This is a genomic window from Prochlorococcus sp. MIT 1327 (assembly GCF_047304785.1).
Taxonomy (GTDB): domain Bacteria; phylum Cyanobacteriota; class Cyanobacteriia; order PCC-6307; family Cyanobiaceae; genus Prochlorococcus; species Prochlorococcus marinus_D.
The window spans coordinates 2491123-2506478 of the sequence record NZ_CP138972.1; the positions used below are offsets into that span (position 1 = coordinate 2491123).

The window sequence follows — 15356 nt, forward strand, 5'->3', positions numbered from 1 at the left end:
CAAAGAGCCCGTGCAACCTGTTGGTTCACATCAATCAGGTTGGGCTTACGCAGTTCAAGTCCTTTGGGGGGTCGATGACCATCCCCCTCGAAGAGGGTTTCACAGTTGTTACAGGCCCCAACGGTTCGGGCAAGAGCAACATCCTCGACGGCGTTCTCTTCTGCCTTGGTCTTGCCACAAGCAGGGGGATGCGAGCAGATCGACTGCCTGATCTTGTCAACAGCCGAATCCTTCGAGCAGGCAAGGCAGCTGAAACCGTGGTGAGTGTGCGCTTTGACCTCAGCGACTGGCAGCCCGATCCAGCCGAGGTAGGTCTAGAGCCACCAGAGGAAGGTCCTTGGATCAAAGCTGATCAACAAGAGTGGACCGTCACCCGCCGCCTGCGGGTCATGCCTGGCGGCTCCTACAGCACGAGCTACAGCGCCGATGGCGAACCCTGCAACCTGCAGCAACTTCAAACCCAGCTGCGCCGACTGAGGATCGACCCAGAAGGCAGCAATGTTGTGATGCAGGGTGATGTGACCCGCATCGTCTCGATGAGTAACCGCGATCGCCGCGGCCTGATCGACGAACTGGCTGGTGTAGCACTCTTCGACAGCCGCATCGAACAAACTCGCGCCAAGCTCGATGATGTTCAAGAGCGGCAGGAACGCTGCCGGATCGTGGAACAGGAACTGCTGACCACACGGCAACGCCTGGAACGAGACTGCGCTAAAGCCCGCACCTACCAGGAACTCCGGCAGCAACTTCAATTGGGTCGGCAACAGGAACTGATGCTGGCCTTTGAAACAGCCCAGCAAGGTTTGCGTGATCTTCAAGCCCGACAGCAACAGCTTGGCGAGCAAGAGGTACGCGACGCTGCGAACCTCCAAGAGGCCGAAGAAAAGCTGGCCAAGGCCGCCGCCAACCTGAAGACTCTGCAAGAGAACGTGAAGGCCCTCGGCGAAGACCAGTTGCTAGCGGTGCAAGCCGAACTGGCGGGAATGGAGACCCAGGCTCGTGAACTCGAGCGCCAAGCAGAGCAACACCAACATGAAGGTCAGCGCCTCCAAGGCGTTCGCCAAGACCTAAGCAACCGCCGCAACCAACTGCAACAGGAGGCTCACAGTCAGGCCGAAGATCCCCATCGCACGGCCTTAGAAGATGCTGAAAAGCACTGCAGAGATGCCGAAGCCGCTGTAGAGGTCTCCCGTCGCCGCCTTGGAGACGTTGCCGGTCGCTCTGGTGCTTGGCTTGAGCAACAACGGCAGCGCAGCTCTCGCCGTCAGGAACTTCAATCCACCCTTACACCACTGCAGCAGGAGCAACAACAACTTCAAGAACGCCTGCGACAAGACGAAGAGCGGCGCGTGGAACTCGAAGCAGAGCAGCAGCGTGACGGCACCGAAGACCAGCAGGTACAGAAACAACTGGATCAACTCGAACAGGAATGGCAAACACTCCTCGAGAACATCAGCGACAAGAAAGAGCAGGTTCAGCAAGCCGCTGAAGCCCTGGCAGTGCAGCAACGGACCCGCAGTCGACTCGAGCAAGAACAAACCCGCTTGGAAAAAGAGATCGCCCGGCTAGAGAGTCGTCGCGAGACCCTGCAGGAGAGTCGTGGCACTGGAGCTCTAAGGCTGCTGCTTGAAGCAGGTCTAGAAGGGATCCACGGCCCCGTTGCCCAGCTTGGGGAGGTAGACGATCGCCACCGACTTGCTTTGGAAGTCGCTGCGGGTGCACGACTCGCTCAAGTCGTCGTAGACGACGATCGCATTGCCGCCAAAGCCATCGAACTGCTCAAAAGCAAGCGAGCCGGCCGACTCACCTTCTTGCCTCTCAATCGCATCAAAGCACCTACAGCCAGCAGCAGTAGCGCTCTGACGCGAGGGCGAAAGCCTGACAACGCTGATAGCAGCACTGGCCTGATCGGCAAAGCCTTTGAACTCATTCGCTTTGAGCCCATTTATGCCGAGGTTTTTGCTTACGTCTTCGGCGAAACTTTGGTCTTTAGCAACCTGAAATCTGCCCGGCTGCAGTTGGGAAGAACTCGAGCCGTAACTCTTGATGGAGAACTGCTAGAGAAGAGCGGTGCCATGACAGGCGGCAGTTTTTCTGGTCGTAGCAACAGCCTTAGCTTTGGTAGCAGCAACGAGGGAGATGAGGCCGAACCCCTACGCCGCAGGCTTCTTGAACTTGGAGAAACCTTGGTGGCCTGCCGCAGAGAGGAATCTCAACTCAGCCAAGTTCTCGAGGAAGCTCGCCCCTGCCTCAGGAATCTTGAACAGCGCCAAGCCGCTCTGGAAGCCGAACGCAGCGCAGCCCGCCGCTCCCATGGCCCCTTGATGGAAAGACGTCATCAACGCTCTCAAAAAGTGGAGGAGCTACAAGCTCATCAAGAACAACAGCAGCAGCGACTGAATGCTCTCTTCGAAAAGCTCTCTCCCCTCACCCTTGAACTGCAGCAACTTGAACAACATGAGCAAGAAGCCCAAGCGGATGGCGATGCAGAGACCTGGCAACGCTTACAAGCGGATCTTGAAACCGCCGATGACGCACTTGGGACAGCCAGAACGAATCGGGATCAATTGCTGACTGCCCAGCAGCATCGCCACCTCGCCCTCGAACGCCTAAGCGATCAACAAAAGGGGCTGGAGGCTGAGGAAAAAAGACTGCAGGAAGCTGTCCAGGCGCTGGCAACTGCCCATGCTCAATGGCGTGACCAGCAGCAAGAACTGCAAGCGCGAAGACAAACACTAGAAAGCCAACAACAAGACCTACAGACTCGCTTTGGCGAACAACGGCGCGCCAGGGATGCCGCTGAAGCAGAAGTAGCAAACCAGCGCCAAGGCCTACAAGAGGCCCAGTGGAACTTGGAACGCCTCCGACAGGATCGCCAAGCCCTTGCCGAAGAGCTTCGCAGCGGCGGCCTCCGACTCAAAGAACTCCAACAAGCCTTGCCAGACCCCCCTCCGGAGATCCCCGCAGAGCTTCGCAGCGCAGGACTTGAGGCTCTTCAAGCCGATCTGCAGAAGCTTCAAAGCCGGATGGAAGCCCTGGAACCAGTGAATATGCTGGCCCTTGAAGAACTCGAACAACTCGAACAACGACTCGGTGATCTGGTCGAAAGGCTTGAGGTTCTCTCCCAGGAGCGAGAAGAACTCCTGCTCCGCATCGAGACCGTCGCCACTCTTCGTCAGGAAGCCTTCATGGAAGCTTTTGAAGCAGTTGATGGTCATTTCCGTGACATCTTCGCCAGCCTCTCTGAGGGCGATGGCCACCTACAACTCGACAACCCTGACGACCCCCTCGAAGGCGGCCTCACCCTGGTCGCACATCCCAAAGGCAAAGCAGTGAGACGCCTTGCGGCTATGTCTGGTGGAGAAAAATCGCTTACGGCGCTCAGCTTTCTGTTTGCTCTTCAACGCTTCCGCCCCTCTCCCTTCTATGCCCTCGACGAAGTGGACAGTTTCCTTGATGGGGTGAATGTTGAACGCCTTGCAGCTCTAATCGCCCGCCAAGCAGAACAAGCCCAGTTCATGGTTGTGAGCCACCGCCGACCAATGATCGGCGCCTCCAACCGCACCATCGGGGTAACCCAGGCCCGTGGGGCTCACACTCAAGTCGTGGGATTACCCAATGCGGCGTGAGCTGTTTCCTCAAGCCCTTGAGTCAAAATGACTCGATTCGCCCCCTGTTGAGGGCCTGCGTTTGACGACAAACCCATCCCTGAACGATCCACTGGACAAAGTTCCTAGCGACCGCCTCTGGCTGCGCTCCGAGCTCATGGGGACCCACGTAATCACCCGTGATACCGGACGTCGTCTCGGCGTAGTAGGAGAAGTCGTGGTCGACATTGATCGCCGCGAAGTGGTGGCCCTAGGCCTGCGAGACAATCCCCTAACGCGATACCTGCCCGGCCTCCCACGTTGGATGCCACTTGATCGGATCCGTCAGGTGGGGGACGTCATCCTCGTGGATTCCTCTGACTCACTCAAAGAGGGTTTCACCCCAGATCGCTACAGCCGAGTGATCAACTGCCAAGTGATCACAGAATCTGGCCAGCAACTAGGAAGAGTCCTGGGGTTCTCCTTCGACATCGAAACAGGGGAACTCACCACCCTGGTGATTGGAGCAATCGGTGTGCCCTTATTGGGTGAAGGGGTCTTGAGTACCTGGGAGATGCCGGTAGACGAGGTGGTCAGCAGCGGCGCAGACAGGATCATTGTCTATGAAGGCGCAGAAGAGAAGCTCAAGCAACTGAATAGCGGCTTCCTCGAAAAACTCGGAGTTGGCGGCCCCAGCTGGGAAGAACAGGAGCGAGAGCGCTACAGGATGAATCTTGTGCCAGTGGAAAACCAGCTCAACTCAGGACAGCCCACTGAACAGGAACAGCGCCGGCTCCAACCTTCCACCACTCAAACCTTTGAGCCGGAAGAAGAACTTGAATACGTTGAACTTGAAGAGCGTCAACAGGAAGTCATCCCCCAACAGCGCTATCTCGATGAAACACCATCAAGCTCCCCATCGCGCTATCGCAATGACAGAGAAGAAAGAATGACCTTTGAAGAACCTCCTGCCTATCAACAAAGGCCAGTCTTCGAAGAATCAGCTGCCTATGAACCAAGACGAACCTTTGAAGATCAACAACCCCAGAGACCAAGACCAGCCTCACGTCGACCTGTACAGAGCCTTGGTGATCCTCTTGATGTGGAGCCCCTCGACTTTTCAGGACGTGACCAAGCTGGCCGAGGCCGAGATGCAGAGGTAGAGGAGCCCCCACCACGCCGTAATGGCACCGAACTGGACGACCCTTGGTGACGTTCGATTCAAATCAAACCTCTGCCTCCTCGGAAAAATCAAGCGAAGCGCTGTTCACGCAGTACCTCTGACCTGTAGGCGCTGGTCCGTCGTTAAAGACATGGCCCAGATGAGCCCCACAACGAGCACAGTTGATCTCAGTACGCTCCATTCCATGACTCGTGTCCCGATGGGTGGTAATCGCACCTGCCTTGACTCCATCCGAAAAGCTCGGCCAACCAGTGCCTGAATCGAATTTTGTCGCTGAGCTGAAGAGTGGGGCTCCACAACAGACACAGCAATACATCCCTGCTGCCTTGTGGTTCCAATAAGCACCTGTAAATGCTCGCTCTGTGCCTCCCTTACGGGCAACCTGATACTGCTCACGCGTCAACCTGGCCTGCCATTCCTCAGGGCTGAGCTTGATCCAATCCACTGAATCGGAAGCGGAGGCATCAGACCTGGACATGGAAGGGAAAAGGAAGAGGACCTGCAAGACCCTAAACAGCCTTCGACTCTAAAAAGCACCGAGAGCTTTGGGCAGCAAACGACGCACCTGCTGAACCAAAGCAGACACAGCCCCAGGTTGCCCACGCAGGCTGCGCAGATCCTCGCGCAGCCCCCTGAGCCGTTCAGGAGATTCCAGCCAAGCTGACGCCTCATGAGCAATATCCTGTGGCGAAATTGAGCCCACTCGCTCCGGAACCACCATGCGTCCAGCAGAGATATTGGGCCAAGCCAGGAATCCATGGCGACGCAGCCGCCATGCACTGAGCAAGACACCAATGCACCAACGCAATCCAGGCAGCCGAGCCAGCACACCAAGCCAGCCATCCCATGCCTGCATCACAGCCAAATGCTGGGTGGGCACGATCACAATCATTGGCAAACCAAGCGCCCCCAATTCGGCCGTATTTGCCCCCACAGTGGTGAGAGCTAAATCACATTGGCTCAAGGGACCATGCGCAGGATGGTCCTCTTGGAGATAGATGACCGTGCCGGCCCTGGTGATCAATCTTCGCCAAGGCTGATCATGCTCAGCTGGCCTGACCATGGCAATGGCTGAGCGATAGGCAGCAGCAATCGGATTGCTCGAACTCATAAAGCTTTCCAACTCCTTTACGCTTGTGGTGGGTGCAACAGGAAGCAAAAACCGACATCCAGGTCGCAGCCGAGCTAATTGATCAGCCGCCTCCAACAGGAAAGGAACCCCCACGCAGAGCTTGGCCCGTTTAGACCCTGGCAATAAAGCCACCCACTCGCCTTGTGGCAGCGGCGCTTCAGCTCTTGCAAGACAAGACAAATCCGCCATCAGGTCTCCCACCACAGTGCAACGGTCCCGGAAACGACGTGGCAGCTGATCCCGCACTTTGGGAGACATCGCAGCAATGCAGTCATTCCAACGAGGCCAGCGGGCCACCCACTCGGCGTAGGTGAGATGGCGGTAGCCCAAGCGGCCTGAAAGAAGCACACTCCAGAACTGATCTCCACCAAGGAAAACGACCACTCCTTGGCGAGGCCACGGCCCATAGCGTCGGGGAAAGAACAACAAATTCCAAAACTGATTTGCTGGCGTGATCTGCTCAAACTGAATCCATCGCCTAGCCGCATCAGCCTCCTGTCCTGTGGCATTCGGGCAAGGCACCAACACCAGCCTCAGGTCAATAGGCGAGCTTGCAGCGCGAGGACGCATCAAAATGCTGCGATGCAAGCTCTCAGCAATGGGCCTAACCCAAGTCGCTAGTTCCCCTGGACCATTGGAAACCAGAACAACCGCCAGCGAAGTGTCCGGAATGACAGCTGGAGGGAGTGAGGTCAAGTTGTAAGGAAAGAATGCGGATGGCGAGACTTGAACTCGCAAGGCCGAAGCCACACGCCCCTCAAACGTGCGTGTCTACCAATTCCACCACATCCGCGTGGCCGACTCAACCTCGCGGGCTTCGTCGATCGAGGATCATACCGGCCAATGGTCCAACGTTTTGCAAAGTGGCCTGGTAAGGAGCGCTGATACGATCCGCCCAAAGCCTGATTACTGCGGGATGACCATCGGCAAGGTGCTGATCGCCAACCGCGGCGAAATTGCCCTCAGAATTCTGCGTAGCTGCAGAGAGCTGAATATCCCCACAGTGGCTGTTTACAGCACCGTGGATCGCAATGCGCTGCATGTTCAACTTGCTGATGAAGCCGTCTGCGTTGGCGAGGCCCCTAGCAGCAAGAGCTATCTCAATGTCCCCAATATCCTCGCGGCTGCAACCTCCCGCGGGGTCGATGCAATTCATCCTGGCTATGGATTTCTAGCCGAAAACGATCGATTCGCCGAAATCTGTCGTGACCATGGCATCACCTTTGTCGGTCCTTCACCCCATGCCATCCGCTCCATGGGAGACAAGTCGACCGCTAAGGCGACCATGCAACAAGTCGGTGTTCCGACTGTGCCAGGTAGCGAGGGCTTGCTCGCCAGTCCAGAAGAAGCAGCTGAGCTGGCGAAGGGAATGGGCTACCCAGTAATGATCAAAGCCACCGCAGGTGGGGGTGGCCGCGGCATGCGCCTGGTCACCACGCCAGACCAACTAGAAAACCTCTTCAAGGCCGCCCAAGGAGAGGCCGAAGCGGCCTTCGGCAATCCTGGGCTCTACATGGAGAAATTCATTGACCGGCCCCGACACGTCGAAGTGCAGATCCTCTCGGATCGACACGGCAACGTCATCCACCTCGGCGAGCGTGACTGCTCCATTCAGCGACGTCATCAAAAACTGTTGGAAGAATCCCCCAGCCCAGCCCTCACCCCCGAATTACGCCTGCGCATGGGGGAGGCTGCGGTGGCCGCCGCAAGGAGCATCAACTACGAAGGCGCTGGAACCGTGGAATTCCTCCTTGATCGCAAGGGTGACTTTTACTTCATGGAAATGAACACCCGTATTCAGGTTGAGCATCCCGTCACAGAAATGGTGACAGGCATCGATTTGATCGCAGAACAACTTCACATCGCCGGAGGCGATCCCATCAGCATCAAACAAGAGGACATCCAACTAAGAGGCCATGCCATCGAGTGTCGAATCAATGCTGAAGACTCCACCCACAACTTTCGCCCCTCACCAGGGCAAATCACAGGCTGGTTACCACCAGGAGGACCAGGGGTACGCATCGACAGCCACGTCTATACCGGCTACGACATACCGCCTTTCTATGATTCATTGATTGGCAAGGTGATCGCCTGGGGGCATAACCGAGACGCGGCACTCAAACGCATGAAAAGAGCACTCAATGAATGTGCTGTCACAGGCATCCCCACCACAGTTGCATTCCATCTCGAACTGCTCAATCGGGAAGAATTTCTGAGAGGAGATGTTCACACCAAATTTGTCGAACAGGACATGCTCGACTGAAATTCCTTCGCTCAATCTCAAGCAATGGCCTGGCTCTTAAGCAGCATCTGAGAGAGCAGTCCTTGCTGGCCAACCAACAACTCCCTCAACAAACTGATCAATCCAGCCCAGATCACGGGAGTGACATCCACTCCACCAATGGGAGCCACCACACGGCGGGTCATCGCCAAAAGAGGCTCCGTGGGCCAACTCACCAAAGGCCAAAACCCCTCGCTGAGCTTTACCTGGGGATACCAAGAGAGCACGATGCGAAAGATAAATGTCAGCGTCCAAAACGCAAGCGAAAAGGCCAGAACCAGATGCAGCGTTGGCAGCGCTTGAATCAGAACTGGTGTCACAAAGCTCAAAGCATCAGCAGTTCCATCGTAGAAAGTCACCCCTGATCATTAAGATCATGATGGCCTCGCCCAAGTCAGAACCACTGCTATGACCGCTTCTCTCGCCAATTATCTAAGCAGCCTCGTTTGGGCCGCAGTAATCGTGGTAATACCAGCTGCCGTTGCCCTTGTGTTGATCAGTCAAAACGACCAGATGTATCGCAAGTGATCGGGTTGACCGAAACTTCAAAGCACCCTTGGCGCACTTCGTAGACTGAGCCCAACGAGGTTGGTTTTCAACCTCCAGTTTAGGCGTTTTCAGGGGGCGCAATTGTGGTCAATGCCAGTCTTAACTGGGGCAGCATTGTTGGAATCGTGCTTGCAGTAGGCGGTGCTCTGCTGTATTTCATGCGATCGTTCAAGCCTGCCTTAGCACGCGACTACGACGTCTTTTTCGCAGCCATCGGCCTCCTTTGTGGAGGAGTTTTCTTTTTTCAGGGGTGGCGCCTGGATCCGATCCTGCAGTTCGGCGTGTTCCTGCTAGCCGGAACCACAATGTTTTTCGCCTACGAAAGTGTCAGGTTGAGAGGCGTAGCTGTCGAGGGGGCTCGACGCTCCTCCTATTTCGATGATGAACCAGCTCCGCCTATCAACCAGGGTCGAGGCGGTGGCCTAAGGGGTGGCTGGGATGAACCCTACGACCGCTTTGAGGAACCCCAACCGGTTCGAAGACGCTTCTCCAGTCGAGACAACGACGATGCTGATCGCCCTCAAGAAGACTTATACAGGCCTCGCAGAACCACAAGAGCTGCAATACCAGAACAAGCAGCAAGCCGTCGCCGCAACAAGGAGGAAGAGTCCTGGGGCGAAGACTCAGAACGCTCTCGTCGCATGGCCCGATTCGGCCGCCAGGATGATGAACAAAACAATCGTCCTGACTTTGGCGAACGCCGCAATGTTCGCCAAGATCAGCGCCGGGGCAGCCGTCCCTCAGCCAATCAACAAACCACCAATCGAACCCAATTAAGCAACGAGCCAAGGCCTACGACTAGAGGGGGCTACGCCTCATCAAGAAAACCTGGTGTACCTCAGGGGTCTCAGATTCGTCCCGAGGCTGAAGATGCGGCCTACTCTCCTGCAAAGTCCAGGCCGACGGGATCCAGGCCCACAGCATCAAAACCCTCCCGCCCACAAGGCAATCCCTCAGCCACCAGAACAGAAGCCGCACCTCCTTCATCATCAATGCCTGAGCCAAGACGCTCAGCTCCGCGAAGTTCAAGACCTCGCGACAACAGTTCCCGTTTTGACGACTGAAGCCCATTGCCAACAACCTGCAGCAACTGATCCTGCTTTTGGGGTGCCTGGGCCTTGGGAGCTGCATCAATTCGATTGAGAGAGCACCAGGTGGCCTGCTTCAGCGCAGCCAGCAAGACCCTGCCCTCAGCGGCAATGGCGAAATGCTGGCAGTGATCGTCGATCAGCGAGGCAGGCCAACCGTTCAGCTCCGCGATCTTCGAGACGGCAAGATCCTGCCACTACGCCATTTCTCCCGTCACCAACCTCACAGTTCTCCCTCCCTGAGCTGGAATGGACGTTATCTGGCAGTGATCACACAAAAAGGCAATCGTCGTCTAACGATCATTGAAGACCGTCTAACCGGAAGAATCCACCCGCTTCCCCTACCGGGGGGGAGAGATCCTGTGAGCCTCAGCCTGGCACCAGATGCACGCCAGTTAGCTCTGCAAGTAGCCGATCAGGGGCATTGGCGCGTAGAGCTCTTCGATCTATCACAAATCCTTGAACCAGATCCAATCAGAGGGCTGAAGCGCTCAACTCCAACGAAAGAGGTTAGACCGTGAAATATGGGCTCTTACGAGATCTGCCGAGTTGGCTTGCAACTCTGCTTCTTTGCTTTGGGCTGGTTGCTTGCGGAAGAGAAGGATTGAGGCCACTCCAAGGCATCAATCGCTCACTGCTCCAATCTGCTAGTAGTCGTCGCCAACCGGCCCTTGGCAAGCGTTGGTTGGCCACTCTGGCCAACCATCAAGGAAAAGAAAGAATTGAATTGATCGACCTACGAAGCCGCAGATCGGTACTACTTCCAGGCCTGAATCGACCTGATGCTCAGCCAATCAGTGTGAGCGTGAGTGCCAATGGCGAACGCCTGGCGCTAGTAAGACAGCGTGACGACCAAACGGAACTGTTGCTCTATCACCGCAGTATGGGCACTGTTCATCGGCTTGAGCTCAGCGCCAAAGGGATCCCTCGCCATGTGATTCTGGATGGCAAGGGTCGGCTTCTAGCAGTTCAAGTCAGCCGAGATGGTCGTTGGGATGTGGACCTGATCCGTTTACCAAGCTGATTCGACACCCAACCACTCAGGACAGCAAACCGGCCCAATGCACGAAGGTGTCGCGACTCACCACTTCGATGAGCAGCACAGCGGCCAATCCAATCATCGCGAAACGTCCATTGACCCGTTCTGCATAGGCACTCCAACCAAAAGCGGGGGGATCTCCCGTCGTCGCACTATTGATGGGTGGCTGGACCTCTGAACTTTCAGAACCCTGCTCGGATTCCTCGAAGACAGCCTGTTCGCTGGGAAGGTCCTGATCGCCTGGAAGGTTTTGGTTTGTTGAAGTCATCAAACCTGCTCAGGATCAATCAAAGTCATAGCTTGCGGAAGGGATCAAACGCCAGCTTCCATCTCCCACAAGTTGCAGCACTGAGTCGTGGAATTCGATCAGAGTAGGACGGTGACCGACACTGATGACAGCCAAATCACGATCCTTTAGCAGCTTGTAGAGATGCTTTTCTAGCTTGACATCCAAAGCACTGGTCGCTTCATCAAGAACAACAAAACGAGGCGCATTCAATAGCAGCCGCCCAAAAGCCAGGCGCTGCTGTTCTCCAAGAGAAAGGATCCGCGGCCAATCTTGTTTGACATCAAGATTGGGATAGCGCTCAATCATCTGATCAAGCTTGACCTCCTCCAAAACTGCTTTCAATTGATCATCGCTGAAACGATCTTCCTCAGCTGGATAACAAAGCTGCTCGCGCAATGTCCCTAGCAGCATGTAGGGCTTCTGAGGGATGAATAAAAGTTCCCCAGCAGCTGGTCGCTGCAATTCACCACCACCAGAACCAGGCCAGAGCCCACTGACAAGGCGCAGGAAGGATGTTTTTCCGCAGCCCGATGGACCTACCACCAGCAGACGCTGCTGCTCCTCGAGGCTGAGACTGAGATCTCGGATCAGCATCCTGTCGCTGCCAGGCGGCGTGAGATTCACGTGACTAAGCAGAAGACGATTTCCGCCAACCACATTTGACACCTTGGGCTTACCAGGCAACCCATCTTCATTGCCTGCACCAATCTCTTCTACCCGACCCTGAAACCCCTCAAGACGAGAAATACTGGCCGAGAAAGCAGCAAGCCGGTCAATGTTATTAACGATATAACTGACGGAAAATAAAACCTGCGAAAAGGCAATGCTGGCTTGCCCAAATACACCAAAATCAACCTCTCTAGCAAAATAGATCGGTGCGATCACCAGCCAGGGAAGAAAGCGCGAGAAGTAATCATAAGAGCGCTGGATAACGCTAATCAGGGCTTCCCAAACAATCAACCTGTCGTAATTCCTTATAGCCCCATCGAGACGCCTATTAGCCTCGACACCCTCCTGAGCTTCACCACCATAAAATGCAATCGATTCAGCATTATCTCTTATATGAACCAAGCCATATCTGAAATCCGCCTCCAACTTCAACTGCTGATAATTCAGAGCAACCAAACGTCGACTAGCAAAAACGATTAATGACGTTCCAATCACTGAATAAGCAAGCAACAGCAAAGCCAGATTCCCATTTATATTCCATAAGACAATAATAAAACTCACGAATGTAAGAAGAGCAGAGATTACCTCCACCAGAACGCTCAAGCTTGTCCCAGTAAAACTACGAGTATCATCAGAAATTCGCTGGTCAGGATTATCAATTTCAGGCGAAGATTCATCATTTGGGTTAAGAATATAATAAGCACGATTAGACAGGTAGCGCATCAGCAGCCGACCACTAAGCCATTCTCTCCACATCAGCCCAAGCTTGGGAATCAGATAACTCTGAAAGGCACGTATAGGAAGCGCCAATACCAAACAAAAAGCATAAATAGCAACAATCTTCCAAAAACCATCCCGGTCATAAGCAACCAAGGTGTTGTCCACATTGCGGGCAACGAAACTGATGCCAACGTTGATTCCGTTAATCACCAGAATCATTAACGAGATCACGCCCAGCAGCAGCCAAGGCAACCAACGTCCTTCGCGGAGCTTGCCGCGTAAGGCGATGAAACATCCAGCGCCCAACATCATGAGACCGATGAGCAGCGGCCCAATCCATCCGTCCCAAATCGCTGCCAGGCGCTCCGGCACGCCTGGCAGGAATCGATCCTGCATGGCAGGGATCAGCTCACCACTGAGAGCTAAAGCCCCCGTCAACAACAGCAAGGTGACGCCGACTACCAGTACCAGCAGAGCAATCACCAGCAACAGGAATTGCCAAGTGCGAGTTTCCTCAACTGGAAGGAAGTAAGGCTGCGCTAGTCGTTGCAGCTTGCCGAGCTGGCTAGAGAGCCCCTTGGAAGTTCCCTTGCTGTTGGTGGTTGTCATCGCCTCATTCTTGCCAGTTCAAGCCTCAACCGGGAGGCCAGGCCAGCGGACGGCCACCGATCACATGAACATGAAGATGAAAAACGGTTTGCCCTGCCTGACTACCACTATTGATCACGGTGCGAAAGTCATCAAGGCCCTCCTGCTTGGCCACCTTGGCTGCCACCAGCAGCAAATGCCCCAGCAACTCCATGTCCGTGGAATCAGCGGCCCGCAGGCTTTCCAGCGGTTTGCGGGGGATCACCAGCACATGAACCGGGGCCTGAGGCTGAATATCGCGAAAGGCCAGACATCTCTCATCGCTATAAACCTCATCACAAGGAATCTCACCGCGAAGCATCTGGCCAAAAATAGTGTCACCAGCCATTGAGTCACAGTCTGAGGATGGGACGGCTTGGGCATGAAATCCATGCACCGTCTGATTACAAATGCTGGCACGTTGCCTGAGTGGTTCTCTGCATGGCATTGAGGCCCTAGCCGTCACCGTGGAAGTGGATCTATTGCCTGGGCTGCCAGGGCTGCAACTGGTAGGGCTACCCGACGCCGCCATACAGGAATCTCGTGAGCGAGTGCGATCAGCACTCCGCAACAGTGGCTTTCGCGGGCCACTCGTGCGAGTCGTGGTGAACCTGGCTCCTGCCGATCTTCGTAAAGAGGGACCTTCTTTTGATCTCCCTATCGCCCTGGCCCTATTGGTAGCCAGTGGCCAGCTGGATGGTCCGTTGCTTGCCAATCTCTGCTGCGCTGGAGAACTCGGGCTCGATGGCAGCTTGCGGCCCTGCAGAGGAATCCTTGCCATCGCCAACCTGGCCGCCGCGCAAAACGTACGAGCGCTAGTGGTGCCATCAGCCAATGCCGCAGAAGCAAGCCTTGTGCCTGGCTTAACAGTAAGAGCTGCTCATTCCCTCAGCGAGGTTGTAGATCTATTGCACCAACCCCAACCACTAGCACCTAAACACATATCCAAAGCGGCCGTCACGGCAAAAATCACGCCCAGACCAAACGATCAACTTCATCCACTGCTTGGTTGCGCCTTGGGCCATAAAGCCCTTGCCTTGGCTGCCGCCGGAGGCCATCACCTCCTGATGGTGGGGCCACCTGGCTGTGGGAAAACCCTTTTGGCTAAACATTTAGCCCAGCTGCTGCCGCCGCTCACGCGCCAAGAGGCCTTGGAAATCACCAGTATTCACTCTGTGGCAGGAATGCTGAAGAGCACTCCCCAGTTAATACAACAGCGACCCTTCCGGGCTCCCCATCACAGTTGCACGATTGCTGCACTCGTTGGAGGCGGTGCAAACCCCAGGCCAGGAGAACTAAGCCTCGCCCATGGTGGTGTGTTGTTTCTCGATGAACTAGCTGAATTTCCACGCAAAGTTCTCGACCAACTTCGACAACCACTCGAGGAAGGAGTCATTCGTCTGAATCGAGCCAGGCAGACATGTGCCTTCCCTGCTCAAATCACCCTTGTAGCAGCAACCAATCCCTGCCCATGCGGGTGGTTTGGAGATGAAGAGCATCCTTGCCGCTGTAGCCAATCCCAACGCCAGCGGTATTGGAGCCGCCTCTCTGGCCCCTTATTGGATCGCCTGGATCTACAACTGCGTCTCAAGCACCTGCCCGCAGCTCAGCTGCGCAAATCGGTTACCGGCTTCACTCCCACTGATCTCAATGATCAAGAGTTAATAGGCATCGAGCAGATCTTGCGCGCGCGCGCGCGGATGTTTGTTCGCAATCCTGATGGCAAGCTGAATCGTGACCTCTCGGCCCAGGATTTAGGGCAAATCGGCCAACTGGATGAAAAGGCTCTAGAGCTCTGGGAGCAAGTTGTGAATCACCGCAGACTCAGTGCCCGCAGCGGTCTAAGGGTTCTTAGAGTCGCCAGATCTCTGGCCGATCTTCATGATCAAGACAAAGTCAATAAAAGTGCGATAGCGGAAACAATGTGTTTCCGTAGTTTTGATTGTGGCGATGCCAAAGAAGATTTCGCCAGCTAATCCCCTTCGCCTTCAGCAATCAGCCGTATCAAGCTTATTCCTACAACGCTAAAGTCGAATCAGATGGAGTTGATCATTAATCTTCGCCAAGATCATTCAAGCTCTATTCAAGCCCGTAGGCAAACCATTTATTTGCACAAGCAATTAACAATGTGCACCATAGCGAAGAGACCGTTGAACTGATTTTAGTTACGTCATAACAGGCAATCAGGATGC

The 15356-nt window shown here is 55.2% G+C and carries 14 protein-coding genes and 1 tRNA gene; 8 read left to right on the plus strand and 7 right to left on the minus strand.

Annotated features, from left to right (window positions below; all coding sequences use genetic code 11):
- Positions 1–20 precede the first annotated feature (20 nt).
- Positions 21–3629: a chromosome segregation protein SMC gene (smc, locus tag SIB80_RS12290; protein WP_063419113.1), complete on the plus strand. Its 3609-nt coding sequence runs from the start codon at positions 21–23 to the stop codon at positions 3627–3629.
- Positions 3630–3690: 61 nt separating this feature from the next.
- Complete coding sequence (locus SIB80_RS12295) at positions 3691–4800, plus strand: PRC-barrel domain-containing protein (protein WP_063419114.1); 1110 nt, start codon at positions 3691–3693, stop codon at positions 4798–4800.
- Between the two features lie 13 nt (positions 4801–4813).
- Here SIB80_RS12295 and msrB read toward each other — a convergent pair whose 3' ends face one another.
- The 3 genes from msrB to SIB80_RS12310 all read right to left on the minus strand — a co-directional run bounded on the left by msrB (position 4814) and on the right by SIB80_RS12310 (position 6695).
- A complete protein-coding gene (msrB, locus tag SIB80_RS12300; RefSeq protein WP_063419115.1) occupies positions 4814–5248 on the minus strand; it encodes a peptide-methionine (R)-S-oxide reductase MsrB in 435 nt (144 codons plus the stop codon).
- A gap of 48 nt (positions 5249–5296) precedes the next feature.
- The gene (locus SIB80_RS12305) at positions 5297–6598 is read right to left on the minus strand and encodes a hypothetical protein (RefSeq protein WP_063419116.1); all 1302 of its coding nucleotides are present in this window, start codon (positions 6596–6598) and stop codon (positions 5297–5299) included.
- Positions 6599–6613: 15 nt separating this feature from the next.
- Positions 6614–6695: transfer RNA gene (locus SIB80_RS12310), tRNA-Leu, on the minus strand.
- 123 nt (positions 6696–6818) lie between these two features.
- Between SIB80_RS12310 and accC the strand changes: the two genes are divergently transcribed.
- Positions 6819–8165, plus strand: coding sequence for an acetyl-CoA carboxylase biotin carboxylase subunit (gene accC / locus SIB80_RS12315; RefSeq protein WP_063399205.1), 1347 nt, complete (start codon positions 6819–6821; stop codon positions 8163–8165).
- 17 nt (positions 8166–8182) lie between these two features.
- On the opposite strand, the gene SIB80_RS12320 is transcribed toward accC, so the two are convergent.
- Positions 8183–8503 (minus strand): YggT family protein, encoded by a 321-nt coding sequence (locus SIB80_RS12320; protein WP_063397329.1) that lies wholly within the window; start codon positions 8501–8503, stop codon positions 8183–8185.
- An 88-nt stretch (positions 8504–8591) separates the two neighbouring features.
- Here SIB80_RS12320 and psbX point away from each other — a divergent pair, with 88 nt between their 5' ends.
- The 4 genes from psbX to SIB80_RS12340 all read left to right on the plus strand — a co-directional run bounded on the left by psbX (position 8592) and on the right by SIB80_RS12340 (position 10844).
- On the plus strand, positions 8592–8711 hold the full coding sequence (gene psbX / locus SIB80_RS12325) for a photosystem II reaction center X protein (protein WP_011130957.1): 120 nt from the start codon (positions 8592–8594) through the stop codon (positions 8709–8711).
- 104 nt (positions 8712–8815) lie between these two features.
- Positions 8816–9796: a Ycf66 family protein gene (locus tag SIB80_RS12330; RefSeq protein WP_063419117.1), complete on the plus strand. Its 981-nt coding sequence runs from the start codon at positions 8816–8818 to the stop codon at positions 9794–9796.
- Positions 9797–9834: 38 nt separating this feature from the next.
- Entirely contained in the window at positions 9835–10341 is a 507-nt protein-coding gene (locus SIB80_RS12335; protein WP_156486870.1) for a hypothetical protein, read from the plus strand.
- Entirely contained in the window at positions 10338–10844 is a 507-nt protein-coding gene (locus SIB80_RS12340; RefSeq protein ID WP_063419118.1) for a hypothetical protein, read from the plus strand. Before SIB80_RS12335 ends, SIB80_RS12340 begins: the two co-directional genes overlap by 4 nt.
- 16 nt (positions 10845–10860) lie before the next feature.
- Here SIB80_RS12340 and SIB80_RS12345 read toward each other — a convergent pair whose 3' ends face one another.
- The 3 genes from SIB80_RS12345 to SIB80_RS12355 form a co-directional block, all read right to left on the minus strand.
- Positions 10861–11019 carry a chlorophyll a/b-binding protein gene (locus SIB80_RS12345; RefSeq protein WP_063397328.1) on the minus strand — a complete coding sequence of 53 codons (159 nt, stop codon included), beginning with the start codon at positions 11017–11019 and terminating at the stop codon, positions 10861–10863.
- 123 nt (positions 11020–11142) lie between these two features.
- Entirely contained in the window at positions 11143–13146 is a 2004-nt protein-coding gene (locus SIB80_RS12350) for an ABC transporter ATP-binding protein/permease (RefSeq protein ID WP_063419119.1), read from the minus strand.
- Positions 13147–13171: 25 nt separating this feature from the next.
- The gene (locus SIB80_RS12355; RefSeq protein WP_063419120.1) at positions 13172–13513 is read right to left on the minus strand and encodes a histidine triad nucleotide-binding protein; all 342 of its coding nucleotides are present in this window, start codon (positions 13511–13513) and stop codon (positions 13172–13174) included.
- Positions 13514–13574: 61 nt separating this feature from the next.
- Between SIB80_RS12355 and SIB80_RS12360 the strand changes: the two genes are divergently transcribed.
- Positions 13575–15140 (plus strand): YifB family Mg chelatase-like AAA ATPase, encoded by a 1566-nt coding sequence (locus SIB80_RS12360; RefSeq protein WP_063419121.1) that lies wholly within the window; start codon positions 13575–13577, stop codon positions 15138–15140.
- Positions 15141–15356: the final 216 nt, after the last annotated feature.